The sequence below is a fragment of the Streptomyces beihaiensis genome (genome assembly GCF_026274175.1).
Classification (GTDB): Bacteria; Actinomycetota; Actinomycetes; order Streptomycetales; family Streptomycetaceae; genus Streptomyces; species Streptomyces beihaiensis.
This window is the reverse complement of record NZ_JAPHNL010000339.1, coordinates 1-25303: the sequence shown is the minus strand read 5'-3', so window position 1 is coordinate 25303 and position 25303 is coordinate 1. Positions and strand designations below refer to the sequence as shown.

General features: G+C 71.9%; 21 protein-coding genes and 1 other RNA gene. 8 read left to right on the top strand and 14 right to left on the bottom strand.

Annotated features, from left to right (window positions below; genetic code table 11):
- From OFY01_RS32000 to OFY01_RS31990, 3 genes are all read right to left on the bottom strand, one after another.
- Window positions 1-251, bottom strand: a 251-nt coding sequence (locus tag OFY01_RS32000; protein ID WP_266605928.1) for an ABATE domain-containing protein, incomplete at its 3' end; no start/stop codon positions are given.
- A gap of 25 nt (window positions 252-276) precedes the next feature.
- On the bottom strand, window positions 277-819 hold the full coding sequence (locus tag OFY01_RS31995) for a GNAT family N-acetyltransferase (protein WP_266605926.1): 543 nt from the start codon (window positions 817-819) through the stop codon (window positions 277-279).
- A gap of 113 nt (window positions 820-932) precedes the next feature.
- Window positions 933-2114: a uroporphyrinogen-III synthase gene (locus OFY01_RS31990; protein WP_266605924.1), complete on the bottom strand. Its 1182-nt coding sequence runs from the start codon at window positions 2112-2114 to the stop codon at window positions 933-935.
- A gap of 26 nt (window positions 2115-2140) precedes the next feature.
- Between OFY01_RS31990 and OFY01_RS31985 the strand changes: the two genes are divergently transcribed.
- Complete coding sequence (locus OFY01_RS31985; RefSeq protein ID WP_266605922.1) at window positions 2141-2335, top strand: hypothetical protein; 195 nt, start codon at window positions 2141-2143, stop codon at window positions 2333-2335.
- Between the two features lie 30 nt (window positions 2336-2365).
- Here OFY01_RS31985 and OFY01_RS31980 read toward each other — a convergent pair whose 3' ends face one another.
- Both OFY01_RS31980 and OFY01_RS31975 read right to left on the bottom strand, forming a co-directional pair.
- Window positions 2366-3742: a nitrate/nitrite transporter gene (locus tag OFY01_RS31980; RefSeq protein WP_266605920.1), complete on the bottom strand. Its 1377-nt coding sequence runs from the start codon at window positions 3740-3742 to the stop codon at window positions 2366-2368.
- A gap of 142 nt (window positions 3743-3884) precedes the next feature.
- Window positions 3885-4862: a LysR family transcriptional regulator gene (locus OFY01_RS31975; RefSeq protein ID WP_266605918.1), complete on the bottom strand. Its 978-nt coding sequence runs from the start codon at window positions 4860-4862 to the stop codon at window positions 3885-3887.
- An 83-nt stretch (window positions 4863-4945) separates the two neighbouring features.
- Between OFY01_RS31975 and OFY01_RS31970 the strand changes: the two genes are divergently transcribed.
- A complete protein-coding gene (locus OFY01_RS31970) occupies window positions 4946-6178 on the top strand; it encodes an MFS transporter (protein ID WP_266605916.1) in 1233 nt (410 codons plus the stop codon).
- A gap of 80 nt (window positions 6179-6258) precedes the next feature.
- Here OFY01_RS31970 and ssrA read toward each other — a convergent pair.
- From ssrA to ftsE, 5 genes are all read right to left on the bottom strand, one after another.
- Window positions 6259-6627, bottom strand: a transfer-messenger RNA (tmRNA) gene (gene ssrA, locus OFY01_RS31965).
- Window positions 6628-6782: 155 nt separating this feature from the next.
- Window positions 6783-7328, bottom strand: coding sequence for an SsrA-binding protein SmpB (smpB, locus tag OFY01_RS31960; protein WP_266605914.1), 546 nt, complete (start codon window positions 7326-7328; stop codon window positions 6783-6785).
- 31 nt (window positions 7329-7359) lie between these two features.
- On the bottom strand, window positions 7360-8532 hold the full coding sequence (locus OFY01_RS31955) for a S41 family peptidase (protein ID WP_266605912.1): 1173 nt from the start codon (window positions 8530-8532) through the stop codon (window positions 7360-7362).
- A gap of 78 nt (window positions 8533-8610) precedes the next feature.
- Window positions 8611-9528: a permease-like cell division protein FtsX gene (ftsX, locus tag OFY01_RS31950; protein ID WP_266605910.1), complete on the bottom strand. Its 918-nt coding sequence runs from the start codon at window positions 9526-9528 to the stop codon at window positions 8611-8613.
- 84 nt (window positions 9529-9612) lie between these two features.
- Window positions 9613-10302, bottom strand: coding sequence for a cell division ATP-binding protein FtsE (ftsE, locus tag OFY01_RS31945; RefSeq protein ID WP_266605908.1), 690 nt, complete (start codon window positions 10300-10302; stop codon window positions 9613-9615).
- Window positions 10303-10602: 300 nt separating this feature from the next.
- Between ftsE and OFY01_RS31940 the strand changes: the two genes are divergently transcribed.
- Window positions 10603-10794: a hypothetical protein gene (locus tag OFY01_RS31940; protein ID WP_266605906.1), complete on the top strand. Its 192-nt coding sequence runs from the start codon at window positions 10603-10605 to the stop codon at window positions 10792-10794.
- Between the two features lie 90 nt (window positions 10795-10884).
- Here the strand turns inward: OFY01_RS31940 and OFY01_RS31935 are convergent, their stop codons facing one another.
- The 4 genes from OFY01_RS31935 to OFY01_RS31920 form a co-directional block, all read right to left on the bottom strand.
- Window positions 10885-11805, bottom strand: coding sequence for a hypothetical protein (locus tag OFY01_RS31935; protein WP_266605904.1), 921 nt, complete (start codon window positions 11803-11805; stop codon window positions 10885-10887).
- Between the two features lie 292 nt (window positions 11806-12097).
- Entirely contained in the window at window positions 12098-13204 is a 1107-nt protein-coding gene (gene prfB, locus OFY01_RS31930) for a peptide chain release factor 2 (protein ID WP_266605902.1), read from the bottom strand.
- A gap of 95 nt (window positions 13205-13299) precedes the next feature.
- Complete coding sequence (locus OFY01_RS31925) at window positions 13300-14538, bottom strand: serine/threonine-protein kinase (protein WP_266605900.1); 1239 nt, start codon at window positions 14536-14538, stop codon at window positions 13300-13302.
- A 132-nt stretch (window positions 14539-14670) separates the two neighbouring features.
- A complete protein-coding gene (locus tag OFY01_RS31920; protein WP_266605898.1) occupies window positions 14671-16389 on the bottom strand; it encodes a serine/threonine-protein kinase in 1719 nt (572 codons plus the stop codon).
- 472 nt (window positions 16390-16861) lie between these two features.
- Here OFY01_RS31920 and OFY01_RS31915 point away from each other — a divergent pair, with 472 nt between their 5' ends.
- The 5 genes from OFY01_RS31915 to OFY01_RS31895 all read left to right on the top strand — a co-directional run.
- The gene (locus OFY01_RS31915; protein WP_266605896.1) at window positions 16862-19996 is read left to right on the top strand and encodes an FHA domain-containing protein; all 3135 of its coding nucleotides are present in this window, start codon (window positions 16862-16864) and stop codon (window positions 19994-19996) included.
- Between the two features lie 469 nt (window positions 19997-20465).
- On the top strand, window positions 20466-21878 hold the full coding sequence (locus OFY01_RS31910) for an ABC transporter substrate-binding protein (RefSeq protein WP_266605894.1): 1413 nt from the start codon (window positions 20466-20468) through the stop codon (window positions 21876-21878).
- 87 nt (window positions 21879-21965) lie between these two features.
- On the top strand, window positions 21966-23294 hold the full coding sequence (locus OFY01_RS31905) for a carbohydrate ABC transporter permease (protein WP_323135589.1): 1329 nt from the start codon (window positions 21966-21968) through the stop codon (window positions 23292-23294).
- On the top strand, window positions 23291-24211 hold the full coding sequence (locus OFY01_RS31900; RefSeq protein WP_266605890.1) for a carbohydrate ABC transporter permease: 921 nt from the start codon (window positions 23291-23293) through the stop codon (window positions 24209-24211). The genes OFY01_RS31905 and OFY01_RS31900 overlap by 4 nt, the downstream gene beginning before the upstream one ends.
- Window positions 24212-24381: 170 nt before the next feature.
- Window positions 24382-25303, top strand: a 922-nt coding sequence (locus OFY01_RS31895) for a glycosyltransferase family 2 protein (RefSeq protein ID WP_266605888.1), incomplete at its 3' end; no start/stop codon positions are given.

Sequence of the window (25303 nt, the reverse complement as noted above, 5' to 3'; positions counted from 1 at the left end):
AGCTCGCCGCGGACCGACCGGCTGACGTGGCCGCGCAGCACGCGGAAGGCGGCCAGCCAGGACGGGGCGCAGACGGGCGGGGCCGTGGCACGCGGGACGAGCCCGGCGCCGACGAGCCAGGCGCGCAACAGGTCGGGTGAGGTGAGGCGTTCATGGGGGTGAGCGGTGGCGACCAGGTCCAGGCAGACGCGTCCGGAGTCGTACCGCAGCTCGTAGGGGGAGGCCGGGGACCGTGCGGGTACTGCTGCCATGCCTTCTACAGTGCCCGCCGCGCGGCTACTTGGGGAGGTGCGCGGGCGGATCGTCGTGCAGCAGGCGCTGGAAGAGGACGTGATCCCGCCACTCGCCGTCGATGTGCAGGTACTTGGGGGCGAGCCCGTACTCGGTGAAGCAGCACTTGGCCAGCACCCGCTGGGACGCCTTGTTGTACGTGAGGGTGCCCGCCTCGACGCGGTGCAGCCCCAGCTCCTCGCGGGCGGCGCGGCAGACCTCCTCGACGGCGGCGGGTATCAGGCCCCGGCCCGCGTACTCGGCGTCGACCCAGTAGCCGAGGCTCGCGCTGCGCAGTGGGCCGAGGACGATGGAGCTGAGCGCCACACGGCCCACGACCCGTCCCCCGGCGGACCGGTCGAACAGCAGCCAGGTCACCTGGTTCGGCTCGGCGATCCGGGCGGCCTGCGCCTGCGCCGTGTAGTAGTCGTCCGCGCGGTAGGGCTCCCAGGGGCGCATGTGGTCGATGTTGCGCCGCAGCGCGTCGGCGAGCGCCTGGGCGTCTGCCGGGACGGCGCGGCGCAGGTGGATGTCGGGAGTGATCAGCATGGCCGCACGATACGCACCCGCCGCGACGTATGAGTTCCCCCGCCCCCGCGGGCCTCCTGGCGGACCTCGAAGAGTACGACGTCCATCGGATCCCGGGCGCCTGACGCCACCCGTCAGTCGTCCGCGTACTTCGCGTCCGACGCCGTGTCGAGCGCGAGCCGGTAGCCCCGCTTGACCACGGTCTGGATCAGTTTCGGCGTACCCAGGGCCGTGCGCAGCCGGGCCATCGCCGTCTCCACCGCGTGCTCGTCGCTGCCCGCGCCGGGCAGCGCGCGCAGCAGCTCCGCGCGGGCCACCACCCATCCGGGCCGCCGCGCCAGCGCGCGCAGCAGCGCCATGCCCGCCGGCGGCACCGGCCGCAGCACGCCGTCTACCAGGACCGCCTGGCCGCGGATCTCCACCCGGTGCCCGGCGACCGGCAACGTACGCGCGCGTGCCGGGAGTTCCTGGCACAGCAGCTGCACCAGCGGGCCGAGCCGGAACCGTTCCGGCTGCACCGTGTCCAGGCCCCGCGCCTGCAGCGGCAGCGCCGTCACCGGGCCCACGCATGCCGGGACCACGTCGTGGTGGAGGGCGGCCAGCAGTTCGGGCAGCATGCCGCGTTCCTCCGCGCGGCCGAGCAGCGAGGCGGCCGCCGGTGCCGAGGTGAACGTCAGCGCGTCCAGGCCACGGGCCACCGTCGCGTCCAGGAGCCGGTCGACCGGGCCGAGGTCCTGCGGCGGCATCCACCGGTAGACCGGCACGCCCACCACCTCGGCCCCCGCCTCCCGCAGCGCCTCCACGAAACCGGGGAGCGGCTCGCCGTGCAGCTGCACCGCGACGCGGCGGCCCTGGACGCCCTCCGCCAGGAGCCGGTCGAGCACCTCGGCCATGGACTCCGACTCGGGCGACCACTCCTCGGTCAGGCCCGCGGCGCGGATGGCGCCCTTCACCTTCGGCCCGCGCGCGAGCAGCTCGACGCCGCGCAGCCGGTGCAGCAGTTCGTCGCCCAGCCCCCAGCCGTCGGCCGCCTCGATCCAGCCGCGAAAGCCGATGGCGGTCGTGGCGACCACGACGTCGGGAGCGTGGCCGACGAGTTGCTTGGTGGCGTCGAGGAGTTCACCGTCGTCGGCCAGAGGCACGATGCGCAGGGCGGGCGCGTGCACCACTGCGGCGCCCCGGCGCTGCAGCAGTACGCCCAGCTCGTCGGCGCGGCGCGCGGCGGTGACCCCCACGGTGAAGCCCGAGAGCGGCCCGTGCCGGTCCCCGGACACCTGGGGCCGCCCGGGTCCTTCGGTGCGCTGTTCGTCGTCCATGCTGGCTCTCGTCCCGCTCGGCGGTCGTGCTGGTACTCGTGCTCGTACCGGTACTCGTGCTCGTACTGGCACTCGTACTGGTACTGGTGCTCGCGCTCGTACTGGCGCTCGTACTGGTACTGGTGCTCGCGCTGTTGCTCCCGCTGGTGATCGCGCTCGCGTTGTCGTCACGTCGTCGTCATCTCGTCATCTCGTCGTCCGAGCCTGTCAACGCCCCGTGACAGGCTCGGATCGACATGATTGCGGCGGTGTTACGCGCCGCGCCCTCCCACCTCGGCGAGGTCGCGTCGCGGCTCGGCCTGGGCGGTGGGCGCCGCGACGGCGTCCGTGGCGCCACCGCGAAGGTATACGGCCCAGGTGACCGCGAAGCACACCACGTAGTAGCCGAGGAACGCGGCGAACGCGCCGGTGCCGGAGCCCACGCTCAGGAACGACTGGCGCAGCGCCAGGTTGATGCCGAGTCCGCCGAGCGCCCCGACGGCGCCGATCAGCGCCATGGAAGCGCCGGACAGCCGCCGCGTGTAGGTGAGCGCCTCCTGTCCCGTCATGCCGCGGGCGGCGGCCTGCGCGCCGAAGATGCCGGGGATCATCTTGTACGTGGAGCCGTTGCCGATCCCGGTGAGCACGAACAGGGCGATGAACCCGGTGATGAACAGCGGCAGCGACTCCCGCGTCGACGCGATGACGACGACGAGCCCGGCGACGGCCATGAGCGCGAAGTTCCACAGCGTGACCTTGGCGCCGCCGAGCCGGTCGGCGAGCTGTCCGCCGATCGGCCGGATCACCGAGCCGAGCAGCGGGCCGATGAACGTGATCGAGGCGGCCTGGAGCGGAGTGCGGCCGAACTGGTTCTGCAGCACGAGCCCGAAGGCGAAGCTGTAGCCGATGAACGAGCCGAACGTGCCGATGTACAGGAACGACATGATCCAGGTGTGCGCCTCCTTCACGGCTTCCTTGGCCGCGCCGGTGTCGTTGCGCACGGGCCCGAGGTTGTTCATGTTCCGCGCGCTGAGCAGCACGGAGACGACGATCAGCGGCACGTAGATCGCCAGCAGCACGCGCGGGTGCCCGGCGCCCGCCACCCCGATGACGAGCAGCGCCATCAGGTGGACCACGGCGACGCCGATGTTGCCGCCGCCCGCGTTCATGCCGAGCGCCCAGCCCTTGAGGCGCTGCGGGTAGAAGCTGTTGATGTTGGTCATGGAGGAGGCGAAGTTCGCCCCGCCGACCCCGGTGAACACCGCGATCACCATGAAGGTGCTGTACGAGGTGCCCGGCCGCATGAAGATCAGCAGCGCCAGCGTCGGCACGAGCAGCAGGCTCGCGCTGAACAGCGTCCAGTTACGGCCGCCGAACCGGGCGACCGCGAAGCCGTAAGGCACCCGCAGCACCGCGCCGACCAGCGAGGCCACGGCGACCAGGAAGAACTTGCCCGCGGGGTCGATGCCGTAGGCGGGGCCCATGGACAGCGCGAGGACGGAGAACATGCTCCACACGGAGAACCCGATGTGCTCGGACAGCACCGAGAAGGTCAGGTTCCGGCGGGCGACGCGCCTGCCCTCCGTCTCCCAGAACGTCTCGTCCTCCGGGTCCCATTGTTCGATCCAGGTTCGACTCCGGTCGGCCATAGCGCCTCCAGCTCATCCAGCTCACGGTTCGCGTGTCGATGCGACCGAAGGTAGGGAGGGCTGGTTTCCGGACTGTGGCGCCGGGTGACCGGCGGGGAACGTTGCTCTCACCCCGGTGCGCGGCACACGGTGAGGCGCGCCCTCACTCCCCCATGACCCGCGCGTCCGCCTCCGGCAGCCACGCACCGGCAGGCCGCTCCAGCCATCCGTGCTCCGCGGCGAGGGCGGCAGCGGCCGCGCGCAGGGCGTCGATCCCCGGGTGCCGACGTCCCTTGCGCCACACCAGGGAGATCGGTGACAGCGGCACCGGGTCGACCAGTGGCCGCTGCACCGACCCCGGCATCGCGGGAAAGTCCACGCCGGTGAGGACGGGGTTGCGGTACTTGGCCATGATCCTCCGGAACTCCTCCTCGCCGACGGCGAGCGGCGCGGGCGGCGCCACCTCGATGCCGCGCCCCGCGAACAGCCGCCGCGCGAGGTCGGTCCACTCGGGCGTGCGCGGGTTCCCGGCGCCCGCGTAGACGGACTCGCCCGCGAGACGGTCGAGCGGCACGGCGTCGAGCGCGGCCAGCGGATGGTCCTGGGGCAGCACGATCGCCATCGGCTCGTAGCGGACCGGCTGCTGGGCCAGGCGCTCCCGCACCGCCGCGTCGAGCCCGGCGAACCGGCCGAAGGACGCGTCGAGCCGACCGGCGAGCAGTTCGGCCGCGGCACCGGTCAGTCCGCTCTCGTAGCGGGCCATCAGCTCGTGCTCCGGGGCGAGTTCACGGGCCGCCACGAGCACCCGCTCGTGCACGAGCCCGGGGCTGTTGACGTCGACGAGCAGCGGCCGGGCCTCGGGCGCGGCCCCGGCGAACGCGGCGACCAGCTCGTCGTGCGCCTCGATCACCCGCCGCGCGTAGGGCAGCAGCCGGGTGCCGTCCGCGGTGAGCGCCACCTGCCGGGTCGTGCGCACGAACAGCGTGGCGCCCACCTCGCGCTCCAGGCGCCGGATGTCGCGGCTGAGCGCCTGCTGGGCGACGTAGAGGCGGGCGGCGGCGCGCGTGAAGTGCAACTCGTCGGCGACGGCGAGGAAGGCGCGCAGGAGGCGGGGTTCGAGGTCGCGCGAGGGTGCGGGCACCGCGCGAACTTACAACACAGGCGCGTGAATGGGTACCGAGTAAGTGTTGGACCCCGTACGTGACCTGCGGCGATGCTCATCGCATGCCCACCGCCACCACGAGGACGGCCTCGTACACCCGTCTGTTCACGATCCCCGGCGCCCGCGCCTTCACAGTCAGCAACCTCATCGCACGCTTCCCGCAGGGGATGTTCGGCATCAGCGCGGTGACCATGATCTCGGGCGTGCGGGGCTCGTACGCGCTCGCGGGCGCGGTCACCGCGAGCGGCCTGGTCGCGAACGCGGTCGTGGGCCCCTGGACGGCCCGCCTGGTGGACCGCCTCGGGCAGGCCAGGGTCGCGGTCCCGGCCACGCTGATATCGGCCTGCGGTTCGCTGGCGCTGCTGCTGTGCGTGCACTTCGGGGCGCCCGACTGGACTCTGTTCGCCACGTATCTGGCGTCGGCCACCACGCCCAACACGGGCGGCATGTCACGGGCACGGTGGGCGCACCTGCTCAAGGACGAGCCGCAGGCGCTGCACACCGCGAACTCCTTCGAGCAGGCCGTGGACGAGCTGTGCTACATGCTCGGCCCGGCCATCGCCGCCCTGCTGTGCGGGACCCTGTTCCCCGAGGCGGGCACCCTGGTCAGCATCGCGCTCATGGTGACCGGCGTACTGGCCTTCGCCGCGCAACGGGCGACCGAACCACCCGCGCACGCGCGCACGCGGGAGACGAAGACGCCGCTACGCGCGCGTGGCATGCCGCCCCTGCTGGCCTCCTTCCTCGCCACGGGCGCGATCTTCGGCTCCCTGGAAGTGACCACGGTCGCCTTCGCCGACGCACACGGCCACAAGGCGTGGGCGGGCGCCGTCCTGGCGCTGCAAGCCGCGGGCTCCTGCATGGCGGGCCTGGTGTACGGGGCGGTGAAGCCGTCCGGTCCGCCCGAGCGCAGGCATCCGCTCTGCGTGGCGGCGATGGCGGCGCTGATGACGCTGCCGCTGCTCGCCGCGGCGCTCACCGGCTCCCTGTACGCGCTCGGCGGGGCGCTCCTGGTCGCCGGCATGGCGACGGCACCGACGATGGTCACGGGCATGTCCCTGATCCAACGGCTCACGCCCGAGGGCCAGTTGAACGAGGGCATGACGCTGGCGGTGACCGCCCTGCTCGGCGGCATCGCCTGCGGCTCGGCCCTGGGCGGCACCATGGTGGAGCACGCCGGGCCGACGGCCGCGTACGCGGTGCCGCTCGCGGCGGCGGCCTGCGCCTTGCCGCCCGCGCTGCTCGGCTACGCACGCGGCGTGCGGGCCTTGCGGCGGGAGGCGGCGCCCGCGTAGCGCACTGAAACATGCGCGAAAGACCCCGGGCCCGCGAATCTCCTCGAAAGGATCGCAGACCCGGGGTCTCCTACATGGGGTGGTGGAGATGGCGGGAATCGAACCCGCGTCCAACGGTGCGGAATCAGGGCTTCTCCGTGTGCAGTCTGGTGCGATTTTCTCGGCCCTCCGGATCACCCAGACAAGTCCGGAACGGGCTCAGTCACTGTTTGATTTCCCTCTTCACCCCGTGACCGGGATCAAGGTTTAGTTCCCTAGCTGATGCCAGGATCCGGGTCGGGAACAGCCCCGGGCTGACACTTCGCAAGTCGCTACTTAGGCAGCGAGGGCGAAGGAATCGCGCTTGGTGTTGGCGATTATTGGTTGCGACATATGGTTAACGAGATCATTGCCGCTTCCTCGACACGCTTCCCCTGCTTCGACAGCCGCTGTCGAAACCGATCATCCCCATGTTGTGTTTTCAAGCTGGACCTCGCGGCCCGGTGTCTTCTCGGTGGAAGACGAGTGCCATCGTACGTGACCAACGCCCGACGGTGCCAGCCTATTCCCGGCGTCCGGACCCGGCGTCCGGACCCGGCGTCCGACCCCCGCACCCGGCGGCCCGTCAGCGCTCGCGTGCCCGCTGGCGCCGCTTGGCCGCCGCGATGGCGCGGTCCGACTCCCGGCGGTCCTGCTGCTCGCGCAGCGTCTGTCGCTTGTCGTACTCCCTCTTGCCCTTGGCCAGCGCGATCTCGGCCTTCGCCCGGCCGCCCTTGAAGTACAGGGCCAGCGGCACGATCGTGTGACCGGTCTCCTGCGACTTGGCCTCCAGCTTGTCGATCTCGTCCCGGTGCAGCAGCAGCTTGCGCTTGCGACGCACCGCGTGGTTGGTCCAGGTGCCCTGGCTGTACTCCGGGATGTGGGCGTTGTGCAGCCACGCCTCGTGCCCGTCGATCTGGACGAAGCCGTCCGCCAGGGAGGCCCGGCCCTGACGCAGCGACTTGACCTCGGTGCCGGTGAGCACGATCCCGGCCTCGTAGGTGTCCATGATCAGGTAGTCGTGGCGCGCCTTCTTGTTCTGCGCGACGATCTTGCGTCCGCCGTCCTTGTCCTTGCCGGACGCCGCGCCCTTCTTGCCCTGCTTGGGCTGGGACTCTTTCGGTACGTACATTCCCTTGGCCATAGTGCTGGCCATTTTCGCACTACGAGGGGTGCCCGAGGCCACTCAATACTGTCTCCGCCCGGCCGAGGGCCCGGTCGCCGGCCTCCAGGTCGGGCGTGATGCCCCGGCCGTCGACGCTGTGGCCCGACGGAGTGCGGTAGTGGCCGACGGTCAGCTCCGCGACCGAGCCGTCGGGCAGCCGGCTCGGCATCTGGACCGAGCCCTTGCCGAAGGTGCGGGAGCCCACGACGACCGCGCGGCCACGGTCCTGCAGCGCGCCGGTGAGGAGCTCGGCCGCGCTCATCGTCCCGCCGTCGACGAGCACGACCAGCGGTCTGGCGGTGTCACCGCCGCGCTTGGCGTGCAGGGCGCACTGCTCGCCGCGTACGTCGTAGGTGGCCACGAGCCCGCCGTCGAGGAACGCGGAGGCCGCCGTGACCGCCTCGGTGACCAGGCCGCCGGAGTTGCCCCGCAGGTCGAGGACGACACCCGCGCGCGCGGGTGCGGTACGCACCGCCTCGGCGATACGGGCGCCGGTGCCCCTGGTGAACGCGGAGACCTTGATCAGTACGGTGTCGCGGGTGGGATGCGTGACCGCCACGGAGTCCGTCGACAGGTTGGCGCGGCGCAGCGTCCGGATCCAGGCGCGCGTGCCGCGCTTCAGGCCGACACGGACGGTGGTGCCCGCGCGCTCGCCGCGCAGCAGGCTGAGGGCCTCGGTGACCGGGCGGCCGGTGACCGGGCGGCCGTCGACCGAGGTGAGCCGGTCGCCCGCGCGGATCCCGGCGGCGCGAGCGGGCGAACCCGCTCGCACACCGGTGACCTGGATGCGGCCGTCGGCGGTGCGCCGGGCCCACAGGCCGACGCCGGTGTACTCGCCGTCCAGCGACTGCTCGAACTCCTCGTACTCGGCCTCGGAGTACACCGCGCCCCAGCGGTCGCCGCTGCGGCTGACGGCCTCGTCGGCGGCCTGCGCGCTCTGCTGGGGCGACTTGCCCTCGGACATGGCCTCGCGGGCGGCCCGGCTCGCGTCGTCGAGGGGCTGCTCGCGGACGTCGGCGACCGGGCGCTCCTCGTGGCCGACGTGCTTCCCGCCGCCGTCGGGCCAGGAGCCGGTCACGGCGCCCGTGGCGAGGACGCTCGCGAAGACCAATGTCAGGGCGGCCCCGCGGCCTGCGCGACGGGGCCAGAAATTCTTGTCCGGACCTGACATGGCCGTGAGTCTAGGACAACAAGGGGCACCGCACGGCGGGTTGGACCGTACGGCGCCCTCGGGAGGGAAGGACTCTCGTCACACCTTCAGGTACTTGCGCAACGCCACGAACGCGGCCAGGCCGGGCATCACGACGCTCACCGCCAGGATGAGCGGCAGCTTCTTCAGGACCGCGTCCCAGCCGATGAAGTTGATCAACTGGAGCTTGTCGGAGAGCGCGATGCCGTGGTCGATCACGAAGTACTGGCCGCCCGCGAGGAAGACGCAGGCGATGCCGCCGCCGATCAGGCCCGCGACCGCGGCCTCCATGATGAACGGCGCCTGGATGTAGAAACCGGAAGCGCCGACCAGGCGCATGATGCCGGTCTCGCGGCGCCGGCTGAACGCGGACACCCGCACGGTGTTCACGATCAGCAGCAGCGCCACGACGAGCATCACCGCCATCACCGCCCCCGCGGCCCAGTTGAGGTATCCCAGCAGCCGGAAGAGGTTGTCGAGCACGCCCTTCTGGTCCTGCACGGACTGCACACCCGGCCGCCCGTTGAACGCCGTCGCGATGACCTGGTACTTCTCCGGGTCCTTCAGCTTGATACGGAAGGACTCCTGGAGCTGGTCGGGGGTGAGGGAGCTGGCCAGCGGGGAGTCGCCGAACTGCTCCTTGTAGTGCTTGTACGCCTCGTCCTGCGACTCGTGCTGGACCTTCTCCACGACGCTCATCTTGTGAAGGTCGGCGAGGATCTGCTTCTTCTGCTCCTCCGTGACCGGGCCCTTGGCGCAGTTCGGGTCGGACTCGGCGTCCCCCTTGTTGCACAGGAAGATCGAGACGTTGACCTTGTCGTACCAGTAGCCCTTCATCTGGTTGACCTGGTCGCTCATGAGCAGCGAGCCGCCGAACAGGGCGAGCGAGAGGGCCACCGAGATGATGACGGCGAAGGTCATCGTGAGATTGCGCCGCAGTCCGACGCGGATCTCCGACAGAACGAATTGGGCACGCATAGCGCTGACAGAGCCTTTCGCAGCTACTCTCGGTACTTCTGGTACTTCTGGTACTTCTGGTACTTCTGGTACTTCTGGTACTTCTCAGTGCTGATAGCCGTAGACGCCGCGCGCCTGGTCGCGGACGAGGCGGCCCTTCTCCAGCTCGATGACGCGCTTGCGCATCTGGTCCACGATGTTCTGGTCGTGGGTGGCCATCACGACGGTGGTTCCGGTGCGGTTGATGCGGTCGAGCAGCTTCATGATGCCGACCGAGGTCTGCGGGTCCAGGTTTCCGGTCGGCTCGTCGGCGATCAGCAGCTTCGGACGGTTGACGAAGGCGCGGGCGATGGCCACGCGCTGCTGCTCACCACCGGACAGTTCCCCGGGCATCCGCTCGTCCTTGCCGCCCAGACCCACGAGGTCGAGCACCTGGGGCACGGACTTGCGGATCTCGCCGCGGGACTTGCCGATGACCTCCTGCGCGAAGGCGACGTTCTCGCCGACCGTCTTGTTCGGCAGCAGCCGGAAGTCCTGGAAGACCGTGCCCAGCTGGCGGCGGATCTGCGGGACCTTCCAGTTGGAGACGCGGCCCAGATCCTTGCCCAGCACGTGCACCTGACCGTGACTGGCCCGCTCCTCGCGCAGAATCAGCCGCAGGAACGTCGACTTTCCGGAGCCGGACGAGCCGACCAGGAAGACGAACTCGCCCCGCTCGACCTCCAGGGAGACATCCCTGAGGGCGGGCCGAGTCTGTTTGGGGTAGACCTTGGAGACGTTGTCGAATCGGATCACGGTGCGCCTCGTGGCTAGGGGGGGTCGCCGGGGTAGGTGTGCGTGACCATACGCGAACCGGTGCGCGGAGCGCAGGCGCCGTACCCGGTTGAGTGTTTTGTCCAGGTGTCGTGCGCGTCACGTGTCGTTTATGTCGGCCCTATGTCAATTCCGTGCCTCGTCGGTGACGGTCCTGGGGAGCGGGACGCGCCGAAACTCCCGCGAACTGGCACAGTGGTAGGGGGAACGGATGCGTTTCCCTGAGCGTTGAGCGGAGAGAACCGATGAGACGGCTCCGCCGCGCGGGAGGAGGACCAGCGCATGACCTATGACCGATTGGTGTGCGCGAACTGCGCGGCGCCCGTGGCCGAGGGGCGCTGCCCGGTGTGCCGGGCCAACCGCGAGCGGCTGAAGGAGCAGAACCCGCTCGCCGCCCTGAGCCCGATGGCCCTGGTGGTACTGGTGGCCGTGCTCGTGGCCGCCGTGGCGCTGCTGGCGCATCAGACGGTTTAGCCGGCCTTCTCTCTCGAGCCTCAGGGACTCAGCAGGGCCCGGAGCCAGGTGGCTCCGGGCCCTCAGCATGTACGCCGGGTCAGCGTGACGTCACGCGGCGGCACCGCCACCGCGGTTGCCGGCGAGGCGCGGCACCAGGCGGAAGCCCACGCCACCCGCGATCATGGTCGCGGCGCCGATCAGGAGCAGAGTGGTACCACCGGCACCGGTCTCGGCGAGCTGGCCGCCGGACTTGTGGGCACCCTGGTTGCCCGTCTGCTGGGCCACCGGGGCGTTGCCGGTGTCCTGAAGGCTGTCCTTGCCGTGCCCCTGCTCGACGGGGTTGTTGTTGCCGTCGGGGTTCGTGTTGTTGCTCCCCCCGGCGTTGCCGGTGCCGGTGCCGGTCCCGGTGCCGGTCCCGGTGCCGTTGCCAGTACCGTTACCGGAGCCGTTCCCAGTGCCGTCGCCGGTGCCGGTCCCGGTGCCGTTGCCAGTGCCGTTACCGGAGCCGTTCCCAGTACCGTCGCCGGTGCCGTTACCGGAACCGTTCCCAGTGCCGTCGCCAGTGCCGTTACCGGTGCCGTCGCCGGAGCCGTTCCCAGTACCGTCACCGGTGCCGTTACCGGAGCCGTTACCGGTGCCGTCGCCGGTGCCGTTCCCAGTACCGTTCCCGGAGCCGTCGCCGGAGCCGTTCCCAGTACCGTTCCCAGTGCCGTCGCCGGTGCCGTCACCGGTGCCGTTCCCAGTACCGTTCCCGGAGCCGTCACCGGTGCCGTCGCCGGAGCCGTTCCCAGTGCCGTTACCGGAGCCGTCGCCCGTCGGGCAGCCGTCGGCGCTGGTGCCGGGCACGCAGTCGCTGTCGGCGTGGACGTTGCCGTTCGACCCTTGATCGTCAGTCTTCTCGTTGATGGAGAAGTTGAGTATGTCCCCGCCCGCAGCGGACGCCGCACCCGCGGCCGTCAGCGACGCACCCGCAGCGATCACCGCACCAGCGGCTATGCGCGCCACACGGACGCGCGTCTTCTTGGTCATCTGTCTGCTACCCCCAGTAGCCAATCGTCAATGGAGCAGCGCCAGGGGCCGGCACCGAACGGGGGCTACAGCGATCGCACTCGACCCGCTGCCCCCGTTCACACGCGCCCCACAGATACGCATGCCGCGCGCAACCCTTCCGACTTTTCGCACCATCGTCAAGGTCGTTGCGCGCGCAATGCCCGAAATAGCGTGAGTTGACCGGCGTACCAAGATGTGAATGTGATGTAAAAAGGCAACTGCCGCCTTTCGGGCGGCAGTTGCCTTGTCGACAAATCGCACTGACCTCGGCTTACTTCTCCTGCTGCTTGCGCCAGCGAATACCGGCCTCCAGGAAGCCGTCGATCTCGCCGTCGAGCACGGACTGCGGGTTGCCGACCTCGAACTCGGTGCGCAGGTCCTTGACCATCTGGTACGGGTGCAGGACGTAGGAACGCATCTGGTTGCCCCAGGAGTTGCCGCCGTCGCCCTTGAGCGCGTCCATCTTGGCCTGCTCCTCCTGGCGGCGCCGCTCCAGGAGCTTGGCCTGAAGGACGTTCATGGCCGTGGCCTTGTTCTGGATCTGCGAGCGCTCGTTCTGGCAGGAGACCACGATGCCGGTGGGGATGTGCGTCAGGCGGACCGCGGAGTCCGTCGTGTTGACGCCCTGGCCGCCGGGGCCCGAGGAGCGGTAGACGTCGACGCGCAGCTCCGACTCGTCGATGTCGATGTGGTCGGTCTGCTCGACGACCGGGAGCACCTCGACACCCGCGAAGGACGTCTGGCGGCGGCCCTGGTTGTCGAAGGGCGAGATGCGCACGAGTCGGTGCGTGCCCTGCTCGACGGAGAGCGTCCCGTACGCGTACGGGACCTGGACGGAGAAGGACGTCGACTTGATGCCGGCCTCTTCGGCGTACGACGTCTCGTAGACCTCGGTCTTGTAGCCGTGGCGCTCGGCCCAGCGCAGGTACATGCGCTGCAGCTGTTCGGCGAAGTCCGCCGCGTCGACGCCGCCCGCCTCCGCGCGGATGTTGACGATGGCCTCGCGGGCGTCGTACTCGCCGGACAGGAGAGTGCGGACCTCCATCTCGTCCAGCGCCTTCTTGACGGACGTGAGCTCGGACTCGGCCTCGGCACGGGTGTCCGGGTCGTCCTCCTCCTCGGCCATCTCGAAGAGCACGCCCAGGTCGTCGATGCGACCGCGCAGCGCCTCGGCCTTGCGCACCTCCGCCTGGAGGTGACTCAGCTTGCTGGTGATCTTCTGCGCCGCCTCCGGGTCGTCCCACAGGGACGGCGCGGCCGCCTGCTCCTCGAGCACGGCGATATCTGCCCTCATCTTGTCGAGGTCCAGGACGGCCTCGATCGACTCCATGGTCGAGGAGAGGGACTTCAGCTCTTCGGAAACATCGACGACTGCCACGAGACCAGCCTAACGGCTGGTGCAAGTGATCCGTTCCGGGTGCGGTGGGGTGCCCTCTCCGGGGCCCGTGGCTCCGGGCCCCCGGGGCTACGGGGCTACGGGGCCGCCGGGGCCGAGTTCGTGTTGTCCGTGGGCGGGGACCCGTCCGAGCCCGAGGAGGTCGCCGCCCAGATGCCGCCGCCCGCGGCGGCCGCGAGGACGACCCCGGCCACGCCCAGCGCGACGCGGCGCCGCCGCGAGGCGTGGCGGTTACGGGCCGAGCCCGGACGGGGCGCGCCGGTGGCCCGGGGGGCGCGGGCGGTGCCGCGGGCGCCCCCGGCGAGCTCGTCCGGCGCGGGGACCCGCATCGACGTGTGGGTGTCACGGTTGGCGGCGTCGGCGGAGGCCGCGCCGGGGACCAGCGGGACCGCGCCGCTGCGGGGCGCGGCCGGGGCGGTCGGCTCGGCGGGGGCGGGCTCCGGCTGGTCGGGGGCCTGCTGCTCGGGCTCGTCGACGTCGAGCGGGGCCATCCCGGCGAGCATCGGCAGCAGCTCGCGCAGCCGGGCCGCCATCTCGGAGGCGCGCAGCCGGGAGGCCGGGGCCTTGGCCAGGCACTGGATCAGCAGCTGCCACAGCTCGTCGGGGATGCCGGGCAGCGGCACGACCGTCTCGGTCACATGGCGGCGCAGGATGGCGCCCGGGTGACCGCCGCCGAACGGGGTGAAGCCCGCCAGCAGCTCGTACAGGACCGTGGCGAGTGCGTAGATGTCGACCGCGGCGCGGGGCGGCAGGCCCTCGATGATCTCGGGGGCGAGGTAGTCCGGAGTGCCGATGATCTTCGTCGCGCGGGTGCGGCGCGGGGTGTCGATCAGCTTGGCCACGCCGAAGTCGGTGAGCAGGGCGGGGTGCGCGCCGCCGGGGCCGAGCGGGCCCTGCATGTCCAGGAGGATGTTCTCCGGCTTGACGTCGCGGTGCACGATCTGGGCGGCGTGCGCGGCGGCGAGCCCCTCGGCGACGTCCGCGACGACGGCGACCGCGGCCTCGGGCGCCAGGCGGCGCTCGCGCTCCAGACGGGTGCGCAGGTCGGTACCGCGGACGAGGTCCATGACGAGAGCGAGGTCGTTCCCGTCCACCACCAGGTCGTGCACACCGACCACGCGCGCGTGGTCGAGGCTCAGCAGGGCGGTGCGCTCCTGGACGAAGCGGCCGACCAGCTCCTGGTCGGAGGCCAGGTCCTCGCGCAGCAGTTTGATGGCGACAGGGCCTTCGGGGCCCTCGCCGAGCCACACCGTGCCCGCACTGCCGCGGCCCAGGATCTGGTGGGCGGTGTACCGGCTGCCGATCTTCCGTGCCAAGACTGCTCCTACAGATGCGTGTTGGCGCCCAAGCTACGCGGCTCGGACGCCAACCAACGCATCAGAGGGGGAAATCACCCGCTGGATGTCGACAAATCTCCAACATCGCCGTTCGGTTGCTGCCGCACGGCGTCAGTTGCCGGATTTGCCGCCCAGGTCTCCGATCCAGCCGGTCACCGTGGAGAACCAGTCGGAGAGCTGAGCCCAGTAGCCCTTGCCGGTGCCGATCCAGTCCTGGAGCGGCGTGAACTCCCAGACCAGCCAGCTCACCACGAAGAGCATCACGATCATGAAGAGACAGCCCTTGAGGCAGCCGAGACCGGGAATCTTCATCGGGTTGGCGCCGCGGCGGCGCGGCTCGCGCGGCGGGCGCTCCTCGCGGGGCGGCCGCTGGGGCTGCTGGGGCGGCGCGTACTGCTGGGGCTGCGGCGCGGGGCGCTGCTGCTGGGGCTGGGGCTGGGGGGCGTACTGCCCGCCCTGGCCCGGCCCCTGGCCGTACGGCTGGCCCTGGGGCTGGCCGTACGACTGGCCCTGGGGCTGCCCGTACGGCTGTGCCTGGGGCCGGCCGTAGGGCTGCTGCGGCTGCTGCCGGGGCTGCTGCTGGGGGCGCGCCACCTGGCGCTGCGGGCGGTGGCGCAGCGGGTCCTGGCCCGGGTCTAGGTACTGGACCTGCGTCTGCTCGTTGCGGTCGCGGGCCGCGCGCAGTTGGCTCTGCCAGGGGTGCGGGCCCTCGGGCTCCGCCGGGTTCTGCGCCGCCTGGCCGGGCGGGCCCGGCGGCACCGGAGGCATCACGGCGGTCGGGTCGGCTGCGCCGGTGCCGGTGCCGGGGAGCACCGCGGTGGGGTCCGCGTCGGTTCCCGGGCCGCCGGGCGGCGGGTTCTGCATGACGGTGGTCGCCGCGTTCGGGTCGCTCGCGCCCATGCCCGGGACCTGCGCCGGGGCCGGGTCCGGCATGAGCAGGGCGCCCACGCCCTCGGCGGCGGCGATCTGCGCGCTGTCGGCGTGCACACCGACGCCTTCGGCGACCGTACGCAGCCCGCGCGCGAGGTTCTCCGCGCTGGGCCGTTCGTCCGGGTTCTTGCGCAGGCAGCGGTCGATGACCGTCCACAACGGGTCGGGGACCGTGGAGGGGCGGCGCGGTTCGGCGCTCAGGTGCTGGTGCAGCACCTCCAGGGCGCTGCCGCCGGAGAACGGCGGACGGCCGGTGACCAGCTCGTAGAGCAGGATGCCCGCGCCGTAGATGTCGACGGCGCTGGTCTGCGGGCGGCCCTCGGCGGACTCGGGGGCGACGTAGGCGGGTGTGCCGACGAACTCGTGGGTGCGGGTCAGGCCCGGGGAGTCGGCCAGACGGGCGATGCCGAAGTCGGTGAGCATCGGGTGCATGCCCTGGTCGTCCTGCTTCAGCAGGACGTTGGCGGGCTTGAGGTCGCGGTGCACGACACCGTCGGCGTGGCTGGCGGCCAGGGCGTCGGCGATCTGCGCGGTGAGCAGCGCGGCGGCGACCGGCGTCAGCGGGCCGTTCTCGCGCAGGTAGCGGTGCAGGTCGGGCCCGTCGACCAGGTCCATGACCAGGGCGAGCAACTCGCCCTCGACGACCAGGTCGCGGGTGCGCACGATGTTGGGGTGCGTGAGGCGGAGCAGGACGGAGCGCTCCCGCAGGAAGCGCATCACCACGTCCGCGTCGTTGGCGAGCTCCTCCTTGAGCACCTTGATGGCGACCGTCTCGCCGGGCTGGCCCGCGACGGCCGCCTCCGCGCCCGCGGTCTCGCGCTGGCGGGCTCGCCAGACGGTGCCCGTGGCGCCGCGCCCGAGGGGCTCCTCGAGCAGGTATTTGCTGCCTACCGGCCGCACGTCATGCGCTCCCTGCTTCGGTACTTTCCTGGTCTCCCCGGTCCCGGGTGTTCCGGTCCACTGTAGTGGCGGCGGCACCGTTACCGACTGTCGATCTTCCGTGCCACCGCGCCACCGCGCCTGCGCGCGAGACCGGGCGGTACGGGCCGCGAGAGACTCACGTTCGACGAGAAGACGTGTGAGCGGGCGGATTGGTTGCCGCGCTGCGGTGTGCGCACCGCGTGAGCCGCCCGAGCCGGGTGAGCCGCGTGAGCCGCGTGAGCCGCGTGAGCGATCCGAACCACGTCGGAACTTTTACGGGCAGAGCCGACCAATCAAGATCACTTACGGGTGGGGGGCGGGCGAGGTGTCAGTGGCAGGTGCGAGGATGCCTTCAGCACTGGCTGACGTGCCCGTAGTGGTGGGGGATCTGCGGTGGGGGACCGCGGGCGGCCCCGTCCCGGGCGCCCGCGCAGAAGGGACCCAGACGGCGATGCACATCCGGCTTACCGTCGTAGACCCACTGGGCACGCGCCCTGCCGCCGCTGCCGCGCTCGCGCGCGACGTACTGGTCACCGCGCCGGCGGGCACAGCGCTCGCCGCGGTGGCCTCCGCGCTGATCGCGACCGTCGCGGGCGGCGACGCCCCGTCGTCCGTGCTGTACGCGGGCACCGAGCGCATCGACCCGCAGCGCTGCCTGCTCGGCGAGCCGCCGCTCACCGACGGGGCGGTGCTCTCGCTCGGCGCCCCGACCGACCCGGGGCCCGACCCGGACGCGGGCGCGGCCCAGCTCCACGTGGTGGCGGGGCCGGACGCGGGCGGCGTCCATCTGCTGCACGGCGGGCAGATCCGCGTCGGCCGCTCCACGGAGGCCGACGTGTCACTCGACGACCCGGACGTCTCCCGCCTGCACTGCGCCGTGACCCTGGCCGCGGACGGACAGGTGTCGGTGGTCGATCTGGGCTCCACCAACGGCACGACGCTCGACGGCCGCCCCGTGGCCGACCGCCCCGTCTCCCTGCCCCCCGGCGCCCTGCTCCGCCTCGGCGAATCCGCGCTGCGCGTGGCGGCGCCGGGCGGCCCGGCCCGGCCTTGGCAGGTCGGTACGGCGCCGGACGGCGAGGGGCACGTGCGGGTCGTCCCCGGCGAGGGCGACGACGGCCGTACGGGGCACGCGGGCGAGAGCCCCACCGAGCACGCGTACGGGGATGCCTCCTGGGCCGTTCCGGACGCCGAGGCTGCCGGTGGTGGGGCGCCGGCCGTCGTACCGGAGCAGGGCGGGTCGCCGGATGCCGAACACGCGCGCGCGAGAACCCCGGCGCGGGGTACCGAGCTGCCCCGTGAACCGCGGCGCCGCGGTGGAATCGGGCGGTTGCTGCGGCGCGGCGGCAGGCGGGGAGAGGCACCGGACGAGCAGGCGCCCGTGGCGTCGCCCGCCGGGCCCCCTGACCACGAGCCGCCGCCGCCCGAGCCTGTGGCCGAGACGTGGCCCGACCCCGCCGCCGTCCTGCTCACCGCGCTCGGCCCCGGCCCCCGGCTGTGGGAGCGCGGGCCCGGTCACCCCGAGGCGCTGGCGGTGCGGATCGGGACCGCCGACCGTTCGACGCCCGACGGGGCCGGGAGGCTCTCGGCGGTCCCGGTGACCGTGGGCCTCGCCGAGGCCGGGGCGCTCGGCCTCGCCGGACCGCGCGGGCGTCTTGCCGGGCTGGCACGGTGCGTCCTGGCCCAGCTCGCGGCGCTGCACGCGCCGGACCGCCTGGAGCTCGTCCTGATCAGCGCGGACCGGTCCCGTCCGGTCGAGCAGCGGGTCGCCGAGTGGTCCTGGCTCGGCTGGCTGCCGCACGTCCGGCCGGCGCACGGCCAGGACTGCCGGCTGCTGCTCGCCTACGACCGTGAGCAGGCGCTCGCCCGCACCGGTGAGCTGCTGCGCCGCCTCGACGACCACGCGGCCGGGCTGCGCCCCGGACGGCCGGTCTCCGCCGCGCCGCTGATCCCCGCGCAGACGGGGCCCGTGGCGGTGCCCGCGCAGGCGTCCGGCACCGCCGAAGCGCCGTCCGCCGCGCCCGCGGTCACGTCGACCGTGGTCGTCGTGGACGGCGACCCCGGTTCCGCCGCGCTGCGGGAGGCGACCGTGCGGCTCGCCGCGGAGGGCGGGCCCGCCGGGATCCATGTGGTGTGCCTGGCCGAGACGCCCGCCGCCACCCCCGCCTCCCCGGCCTCAGCGACGTACCAGGAGGCGTGCGCGCAGACGCCCGCGTTCCGCGCGTGCGGGGCGGTGGCGCTGCTCAGCGGCGACGTGGCGACGGCGCTGCGGCTGCACCGCGCGGCGCACGGGCAACTCGTCGGGCACGGCACGATGGCGGCGGTCGACGCCGTCTCGGTCGCCTGGGCGGAGCGGTTCGCGCGGGCGCTCGCCCCGCTGCGTACGGACGCGCACGCCGAGCCGGGCGGCGGGCACGCGCGCGTGTCGGCGCCGCTGCCCCAAGCGGCCCGGCTGCTCGACGAGTTGGGCCTTGCCCGTGCCACTCCGGCTTCGCTGATGGCGCGTTGGGCCGCGGCGGCGGACGACCCGCGGGCGTCCGGCGGCCGGGTGTGGGCGGTGCTCGGGGCGGGGCCGCGCGGCCCCGTCGGTGTGGACCTGGCGGCCGAGGGGCCGCATCTCCTGGTCGAGGGGCCCGCGGGCAGTGGCCGTACGGAGTTGCTGCGCGCGGTCGCCGCGTCGCTCGCCGCCGCCGAGCGGCCCGACCGGCTCGGCATCGTCCTGATGGACGGGCAGAGCACGGTGAGCGCGGCGGGCGGCGGCGACGGGCTGCGGGTCTGTACGGATCTGCCGCACGTCACCACGCACCTGGGCGCCAACGATCCCGTACGGATGCGGGAGTTCGCCCAGTCGTTGTCGACCGAGCTGAAGCGACGGGCCGAGCTGACAGGACGTACGGACTTCGCCGAATGGCACGCGCAGCGCGCCGTGTCGGACCGGATGGTCGCGCAGCGCACCGCGCCCACGTCGGCCTCCGTGGGCCCGGCGGGCTCGGGGAGCTCGGGGGGCTCCGTCGGCGCCGGTGACCTGGAGGCTCCGCCGAGTTCGACGATGCGGCTGCGGCCCGGTGGGGCGCGGCCGAAGGCTGAGACCGCCTCGCCGCTGCCGCGGCTGGTGGTGGTCGTGGACGACCTGGACGCGTTGCTCGCGCCGCCGCTCGGCTCGCCGGGGCGACCGGCGGCCGGGTCCGTCGTACGGGCGCTGGAGGCCGTGATCCGTGACGGGGAGCGGCTCGGTGTGCATCTCGTCGCGGCGTTCGCCTCCGGCGGGGCGCCGGGGTGGGGGCCGGGGCCCCGGGTGGTGCTCTCCGGGACGGACGAGGCCGTCGGGCCGGGCCGTGGGGTGCTGCGGGGAGTCGACGGGCGGGACGTAGGGGTGCAGGCGGGGCGGGTGACGGGCCGGATTCCGCGGACCGCCACGCAGCGGCCGACCGTCGTCGCGCTGGACTGGGCGCGGATGGGGGATCCGCCGGATCGGCGTCCCGTACGGGAGTTGGGGAACGGGCCCACGGATCTGGCGCTGCTCGCCAGCGCGCTGGAGCGGGCGGCGCGTTCGGTCTCGGCGCCGCGGGTGCCGTCGCTGCTCTGACCGGTGCCAGGCGGTGGGGTCCGGCCCGTGGTCGGCGTCCGCCCCGCGCCGGGCTGGCTCTCGCCACGGCGGGGCCGGGCCCCGGGCCCGCCTCGCGCCGCACCGGGGGCGCCGCCTTGCCCACCCTGCCGCCCCGGGCGGCAGACGGCCCAAGACGGCACACCCCACCGAACCGGCCGCCCCAACGCGGCACACCCGCCACCAAACCAGCCGGCACAAGTCCGCACGCCCACCACCGAACCAGCCGACACAAGACCGCACGCCCACCACCGAACCAGCCGACACAAGACCGCACGCCCGCCCCCGAACCAGCCACCCCGACGCGGTGCCCATCACGACACCGTCACGATCAACCGCCCCGCCCCGCAGGCGCTCTTGCCGCAGGGTGGTGACGGGCGTAGACCAGAGCGCACGAGAACGGTCCTCGGTGGTACGCACGTTCAACGTTCAGGACGAGAACGGGGCAGGGATGCGCAGCACTCTTGGCACGTCTGGTACGTCTGGCACGTCTGGTACACCCAGAGCTCTTCGCACGGCCGCCGTCGCCTTGGTCGTCGGCTCTCTGGCGCTCGCCGTCACCTCGTGCGGCGGCGGTGGCGACGGTAAGGGAAGCGGAGGCGGGGACGGCGGGAGTACCGCGTCCGCCTCCACCTCCACCCTGAAGCTGCCCAAGCTCGACGGCGCCTCGATCTCCGTCGCCGCCGTCTGGACGGGCGACGAGCAGAAGAACTTCAAGCAGGTGCTCGGCGAGTTCGAGAAGCGGACCGGTGCGAAGGTCACCTTCGTGCCCGCCCAGGACCCGATCATCAACTTCCTCGGGTCGAAGGTGGCGGGCGGCGCCCCGCCGGACGTCGCCATGCTGCCGCAGCCCGGCGCCATCAAGCAGGCCGTCGAGAAGAAGTGGGCCAAGCCGCTCGGCGCGGACGCCCGGGCGCAGATCGCCAAGAACTACAGCAAGGGCTGGCAGGACCTCGGCAAGGTCGACGGCAAGCAGTACGCCGCGTACTACAAGGCCGCCAACAAGTCCCTGGTCTGGTACAACGCCAAGGTCTTCCAGAACGCCGGTGCCAAGGAGCCCAAGACCTGGAAGGAGTTCCTGGCCACCGCGCAGGCCGTCTACGACTCCGGGGTCACTCCCGTCTCCGTGGGCGGCGCCGACGGCTGGACGCTCACCGACTGGTTCGAGAACATCTATCTCTCCCAGGCCGGTCCCGAGAAGTACGACCAACTCGCCAAGCACCGGATCAAGTGGACCGACCCGTCCGTCAAGGACGCGCTCACCACCCTCGCGCAGCTCTTCGGGAAGAAGCAGTTCATCGCGGGCGGCCCGGACGGGGCGCTGCAGACCGCGTTCCCCAAGTCCGTGGAGCAGACCTTCACCGGAGGCGCGCAGCCCAAGGCCGCGATGGTCTACGAAGGGGACTTCGCGCAGGTCAACATCGAGCAGACCAAGGCCAGGATCGGAACCGACGCGAAGGTGTTCCCGTTCCCGGCCGTCGGCTCCGGCCAGGCCCCTGTCGTCAGCGGCGGTGACGCCGCCGTGATCCTCAAGGACTCCAAGGCCGCGCAGGCACTCGTGACGTTCCTCGCCTCCCCCGACGCCGCGACCATCCAGGCCAAGCTCGGCGGATATCTGTCACCGAACAAGAACGTCGACTTCTCCGCCTACCCGAACGCGGTGCAGCGCAGGATCGCCCGGTCCCTCGTCGGCTCGGGCGACGACTTCCGCTTCGACATGTCCGACCAGGCTCCGCAGGCGTTCGGCGGCACGCCCGGCAAGGGCGAGTGGAAGGACCTCCAGGACTTCCTGAAGAACCCGAAGGACATCGCGGGCACCCAGCACAACCTGGAGGTAGACGCGGCCAAGGCGTTCAAGGACTGAGGCGCGATGGCAGCCCCCGTCGCCGCGGCCCCCGGGCCCGCGAAACGGCCCCACAAGAACCCGGGCGGCCCGATGAGCCGGAGGAGCGTGACCGGCACCCGCAGGACGGTCGCGCTGCTCTTCCTCCTGCCCGCCCTCGTCCTGCTCGGCGCGCTGATCGTGTACCCGATCGGGTACTCGGTGGTGCGCAGCTTCTTCGACTCGGCGGGGCACTCGTTCGTCGGGTTCGACAACTACCAGACGCTGTTCACACGCAGCGACACCAAGACCGCGATCAACAACAACATCTTCTGGGTGGTGCTCGCCCCGACGGTCGCCACGGCGCTCGGTCTGATCTTCGCGGTGCTGACCGAACGCATCCGCTGGGGCACGGCGTTCAAGCTGATCGTCTTCATGCCGATGGCCATCTCGATGCTGGCCGCGGGCATCATCTTCCGTCTCGTCTACGACCAGGATCCGGCCAAGGGCGCGGCGAACGCCGTCACGACGTCCGTGCACGACCTGTTCGCCCCGTCCTCCGCCTTCCCGCAGGCGCATCCGAGGCCGAACGCGGGGATCGCCGGGCCGGCCGGCGGTCCGTTCCTGACCAAGGAGCCCGTGCGGGTGGGGCGTCCGGTGCTGCTGCCGCTGGTCGGCGTCGCCGCGGACAAGATGCCGGACAGCGCGAAACCGGCGAGACGGCCCGCCGCGACGCCCGGCGAGGTCACCGGCACGCTCTGGCAGGACTTCACGCTCGGCAAGGGCGCGGGGGCCGTCAACAAGGTCGACCCGAGCGAGCTGGGCTACTCCGGGATGCGCGTCGAGGCCGTCAAGGGCGGCAAGGTCGTCGCCTCGACGAAGGCGGCGGCCGACGGTACGTTCACGCTGCCCGCGGCCGCCGACGGGGCGCGGCTGCGGCTGCCCACGTCGAACTTCAGGGAGCCGTTCAACGGCGTCGAGTGGCTCGGCGACAAGAAGTTCTTCACCATCCACCTGGGCGGCTTCGACCTGTACCTCAACATCGTGACGACCTCGATCATGGTCGCGTACGTGTGGATGTGGGCCGGGTTCGCCATGGTGCTGATCGGCGCCGGGCTCGCCGGCATGCCGCGTGAGCTGCTCGAAGCGGCGCGCGTGGACGGTGCCAACGAGTGGCAGGTGTTCCGGCGGGTCACCGTGCCGCTGCTCGCGCCCGTGCTGGCCGTCGTCCTCGTCACGCTGATGATCAACGTGCTGAAGATCTTCGACCTGATCTTCATCACGGCGCCGGGCTCCACGCAGGACGACGCCAACGTACTGGCCCTTCAGCTGTACCGGTCCGCGTTCAACGAGGGCAACGAGGGGCTGGCCAGCGCCATCGCCGTGCTCCTGCTGCTGCTCGTGATCCCGGTGATGTGGTTCAACATGCGGCGCCTGCGGCGGGAGACCCGACGATGACGACGACGGACACGGACGTGACCTCCGCCGCGAGGGCGGCCGCGCCCGGCGGCACCGCCCGTACCGGGCGGTCCTTCGCGGGCCGGGTCGCCGACCGGGCGGGCGGCGGCCTCGTGCAGTTCTTCCTCGTCCTGGTCGGCGCGCTGTGGCTGGTGCCGACGGTGGGGCTGCTGCTGTCCTCGCTGCGCTCGCCGCGGGACATGGCGGCGAGCGGCTGGTGGAAGGTGTTCGGCAAGCCGTCCCAGCTGACCTTCCAGAGCTACAGCAACCTCCTGCACAACTCCGACATCACCCACTCCCTCCTCAACACCATCCTCATCACCGTGCCCGCGACGCTGCTGGTCATCGTGATCGGCGCGCTGGCCGGATACGCGTTCGCGTGGATGGAGTTCCCGGGCCGCGACTGGTGGTTCCTGGTCGTGGTGGGGCTGCTCGTCGTGCCGGTGCAGGTGGCGCTCGTGCCGATCGCCCGGCTCTTCGGCGACATCGGCATCTTCGGCTCGCTGATCGGCGTGATCCTCTTCCATGTGGGGTTCGGACTGCCCTTCGCGGTGTTCCTGCTGCGCAACTTCTTCGCGGAGATCCCGCGTGAACTCCTGGAGGCGGCACGGCTCGACGGGGCGGGCGAGCTTCGCCTCTTCGCGCGGGTCGTGATGCCGCTGGCCGCCCCGGCCATCGCCTCGCTCGGCATCTTCCAGTTCCTGTGGGTGTGGAACGACATGCTGGTCGCACTGATCTTCACGGACACCGGAAGCCAGCCGATCACGGTGGCGCTGCAGACCCAGGTGCGCCAGTTCGGCAACAACGTCGACGTGCTCGGCCCGGGGGCGTTCATCTCGATGGTGATCCCGCTGGCCGTGTTCTTCGCCTTCCAGCGGCAGTTCGTGTCGGGCGTCATGGCGGGGGCCGTCAAGTGACTTAGTAGGGTGCGAAGTTGACGTCCCGGCCCCGTGAGCTCGGGGGATCGGGCCGTCAACGCGTCGACACCGTCCCCCGTTTGCCACACCCAGCGTGACCGTGTCCGGCCGCGGCACGTTCCCGGCCATAGCCCGGACATAGCCCCACGCCGACCCATGGATGTGCCACCTTGCCCCGGTTCAGTGTCATCGTCCCCGCGTACAAGGCGCAGGCGTACCTGCACGCCTGCCTAGCCTCAGTCCTTGAGCAGTCCTTCAGCGACCTCGAAGTGATCGCCGTGGACGACTGCTCGCCGGACGCCTGCGGGGCGATCATCGACGAGTGCGCGGCGCGCGACGCCCGGGTGCGCGCCGTGCGCCTCGACGAGAACGTCGGCCTCGGCCGCGCCCGCAACGCGGGCCTGAGGCACGCCACGGGCGACTACGTGCTCTTCCTCGACGCCGACGACACGTTCACGCCCGGCGCGCTCCAGGCGATCGCCGACCGGCTCAAGGAGACCGGCTCCCCCGACGTGCTTCTCTTCGACTACGCGCGCACGTTCTGGGACGGCCGCGAGGTCCGCAACCAGCTGGCGCACCTGCTCACGCAGGAGGGCCCCGACACCTTCCGGCTCGCCGACCGGCCGAGCCTGCTGAAGCTCCTGATGGTGGTGTGGAACAAGGCGTACAGCAGGGACTTCGTCGAGCGCGAGGGCTTCACCTTCCCGCCCGGCTACTACGAGGACGTCCCCTGGACGTTCCCGGCCCTGATGGCGGCGGACTCGCTCGCCACCCTGGACCGGGTCTGCCTGCACTACCGCCAGCGCCGCACCGGCAACATCCTCGGCACGACCAGCGACAAGCACTTCGACATCTTCGACCAGTACGACCGGGTCTTCGACTTCCTCGACCAGCACCCCGACCTGGACGAGCTGTGGCGCCCGCACATGTTCCGGCGGATGGTCGAGCACATGGCGGCGGTGCACGGCAAGCGGGGCCGCCTGTCGCGCCGCGGCCGCACCGCGTTCCTGCGCCGGGCCCGCGCCCACTACGCCCGCTACCGCACCCCCGGCACCCGCGCCCCGCGCCGAGCCCGCCTGCACCACGCGCTGG

Bases quoted from the DNA above. Each gene is read 5' to 3' on its own strand.
- OFY01_RS31955 (WP_266605912.1), bottom strand. From the start codon at position 8,532: ATGTCAGGTCCGGACAAGAATTTCTGGCCCCGTCGCGCAGGCCGCGGG.
- OFY01_RS31970 (WP_266605916.1), top strand. From the start codon at position 4,946: ATGCCCACCGCCACCACGAGGACGGCCTCGTACACCCGTCTGTTCACG.
- OFY01_RS31980 (WP_266605920.1), bottom strand. From the start codon at position 3,742: ATGGCCGACCGGAGTCGAACCTGGATCGAACAATGGGACCCGGAGGAC.
- smpB (WP_266605914.1), bottom strand. From the start codon at position 7,328: ATGTACGTACCGAAAGAGTCCCAGCCCAAGCAGGGCAAGAAGGGCGCG.
- OFY01_RS31990 (WP_266605924.1), bottom strand. From the start codon at position 2,114: ATGGACGACGAACAGCGCACCGAAGGACCCGGGCGGCCCCAGGTGTCC.
- OFY01_RS31935 (WP_266605904.1), bottom strand. From the start codon at position 11,805: ATGACCAAGAAGACGCGCGTCCGTGTGGCGCGCATAGCCGCTGGTGCG.
- OFY01_RS31910 (WP_266605894.1), top strand. From the start codon at position 20,466: ATGCGCAGCACTCTTGGCACGTCTGGTACGTCTGGCACGTCTGGTACA.
- OFY01_RS31900 (WP_266605890.1), top strand. From the start codon at position 23,291: ATGACGACGACGGACACGGACGTGACCTCCGCCGCGAGGGCGGCCGCG.
- ftsX (WP_266605910.1), bottom strand. From the start codon at position 9,528: ATGCGTGCCCAATTCGTTCTGTCGGAGATCCGCGTCGGACTGCGGCGC.
- OFY01_RS31940 (WP_266605906.1), top strand. From the start codon at position 10,603: ATGACCTATGACCGATTGGTGTGCGCGAACTGCGCGGCGCCCGTGGCC.
- OFY01_RS31915 (WP_266605896.1), top strand. From the start codon at position 16,862: ATGCACATCCGGCTTACCGTCGTAGACCCACTGGGCACGCGCCCTGCC.
- OFY01_RS31995 (WP_266605926.1), bottom strand. From the start codon at position 819: ATGCTGATCACTCCCGACATCCACCTGCGCCGCGCCGTCCCGGCAGAC.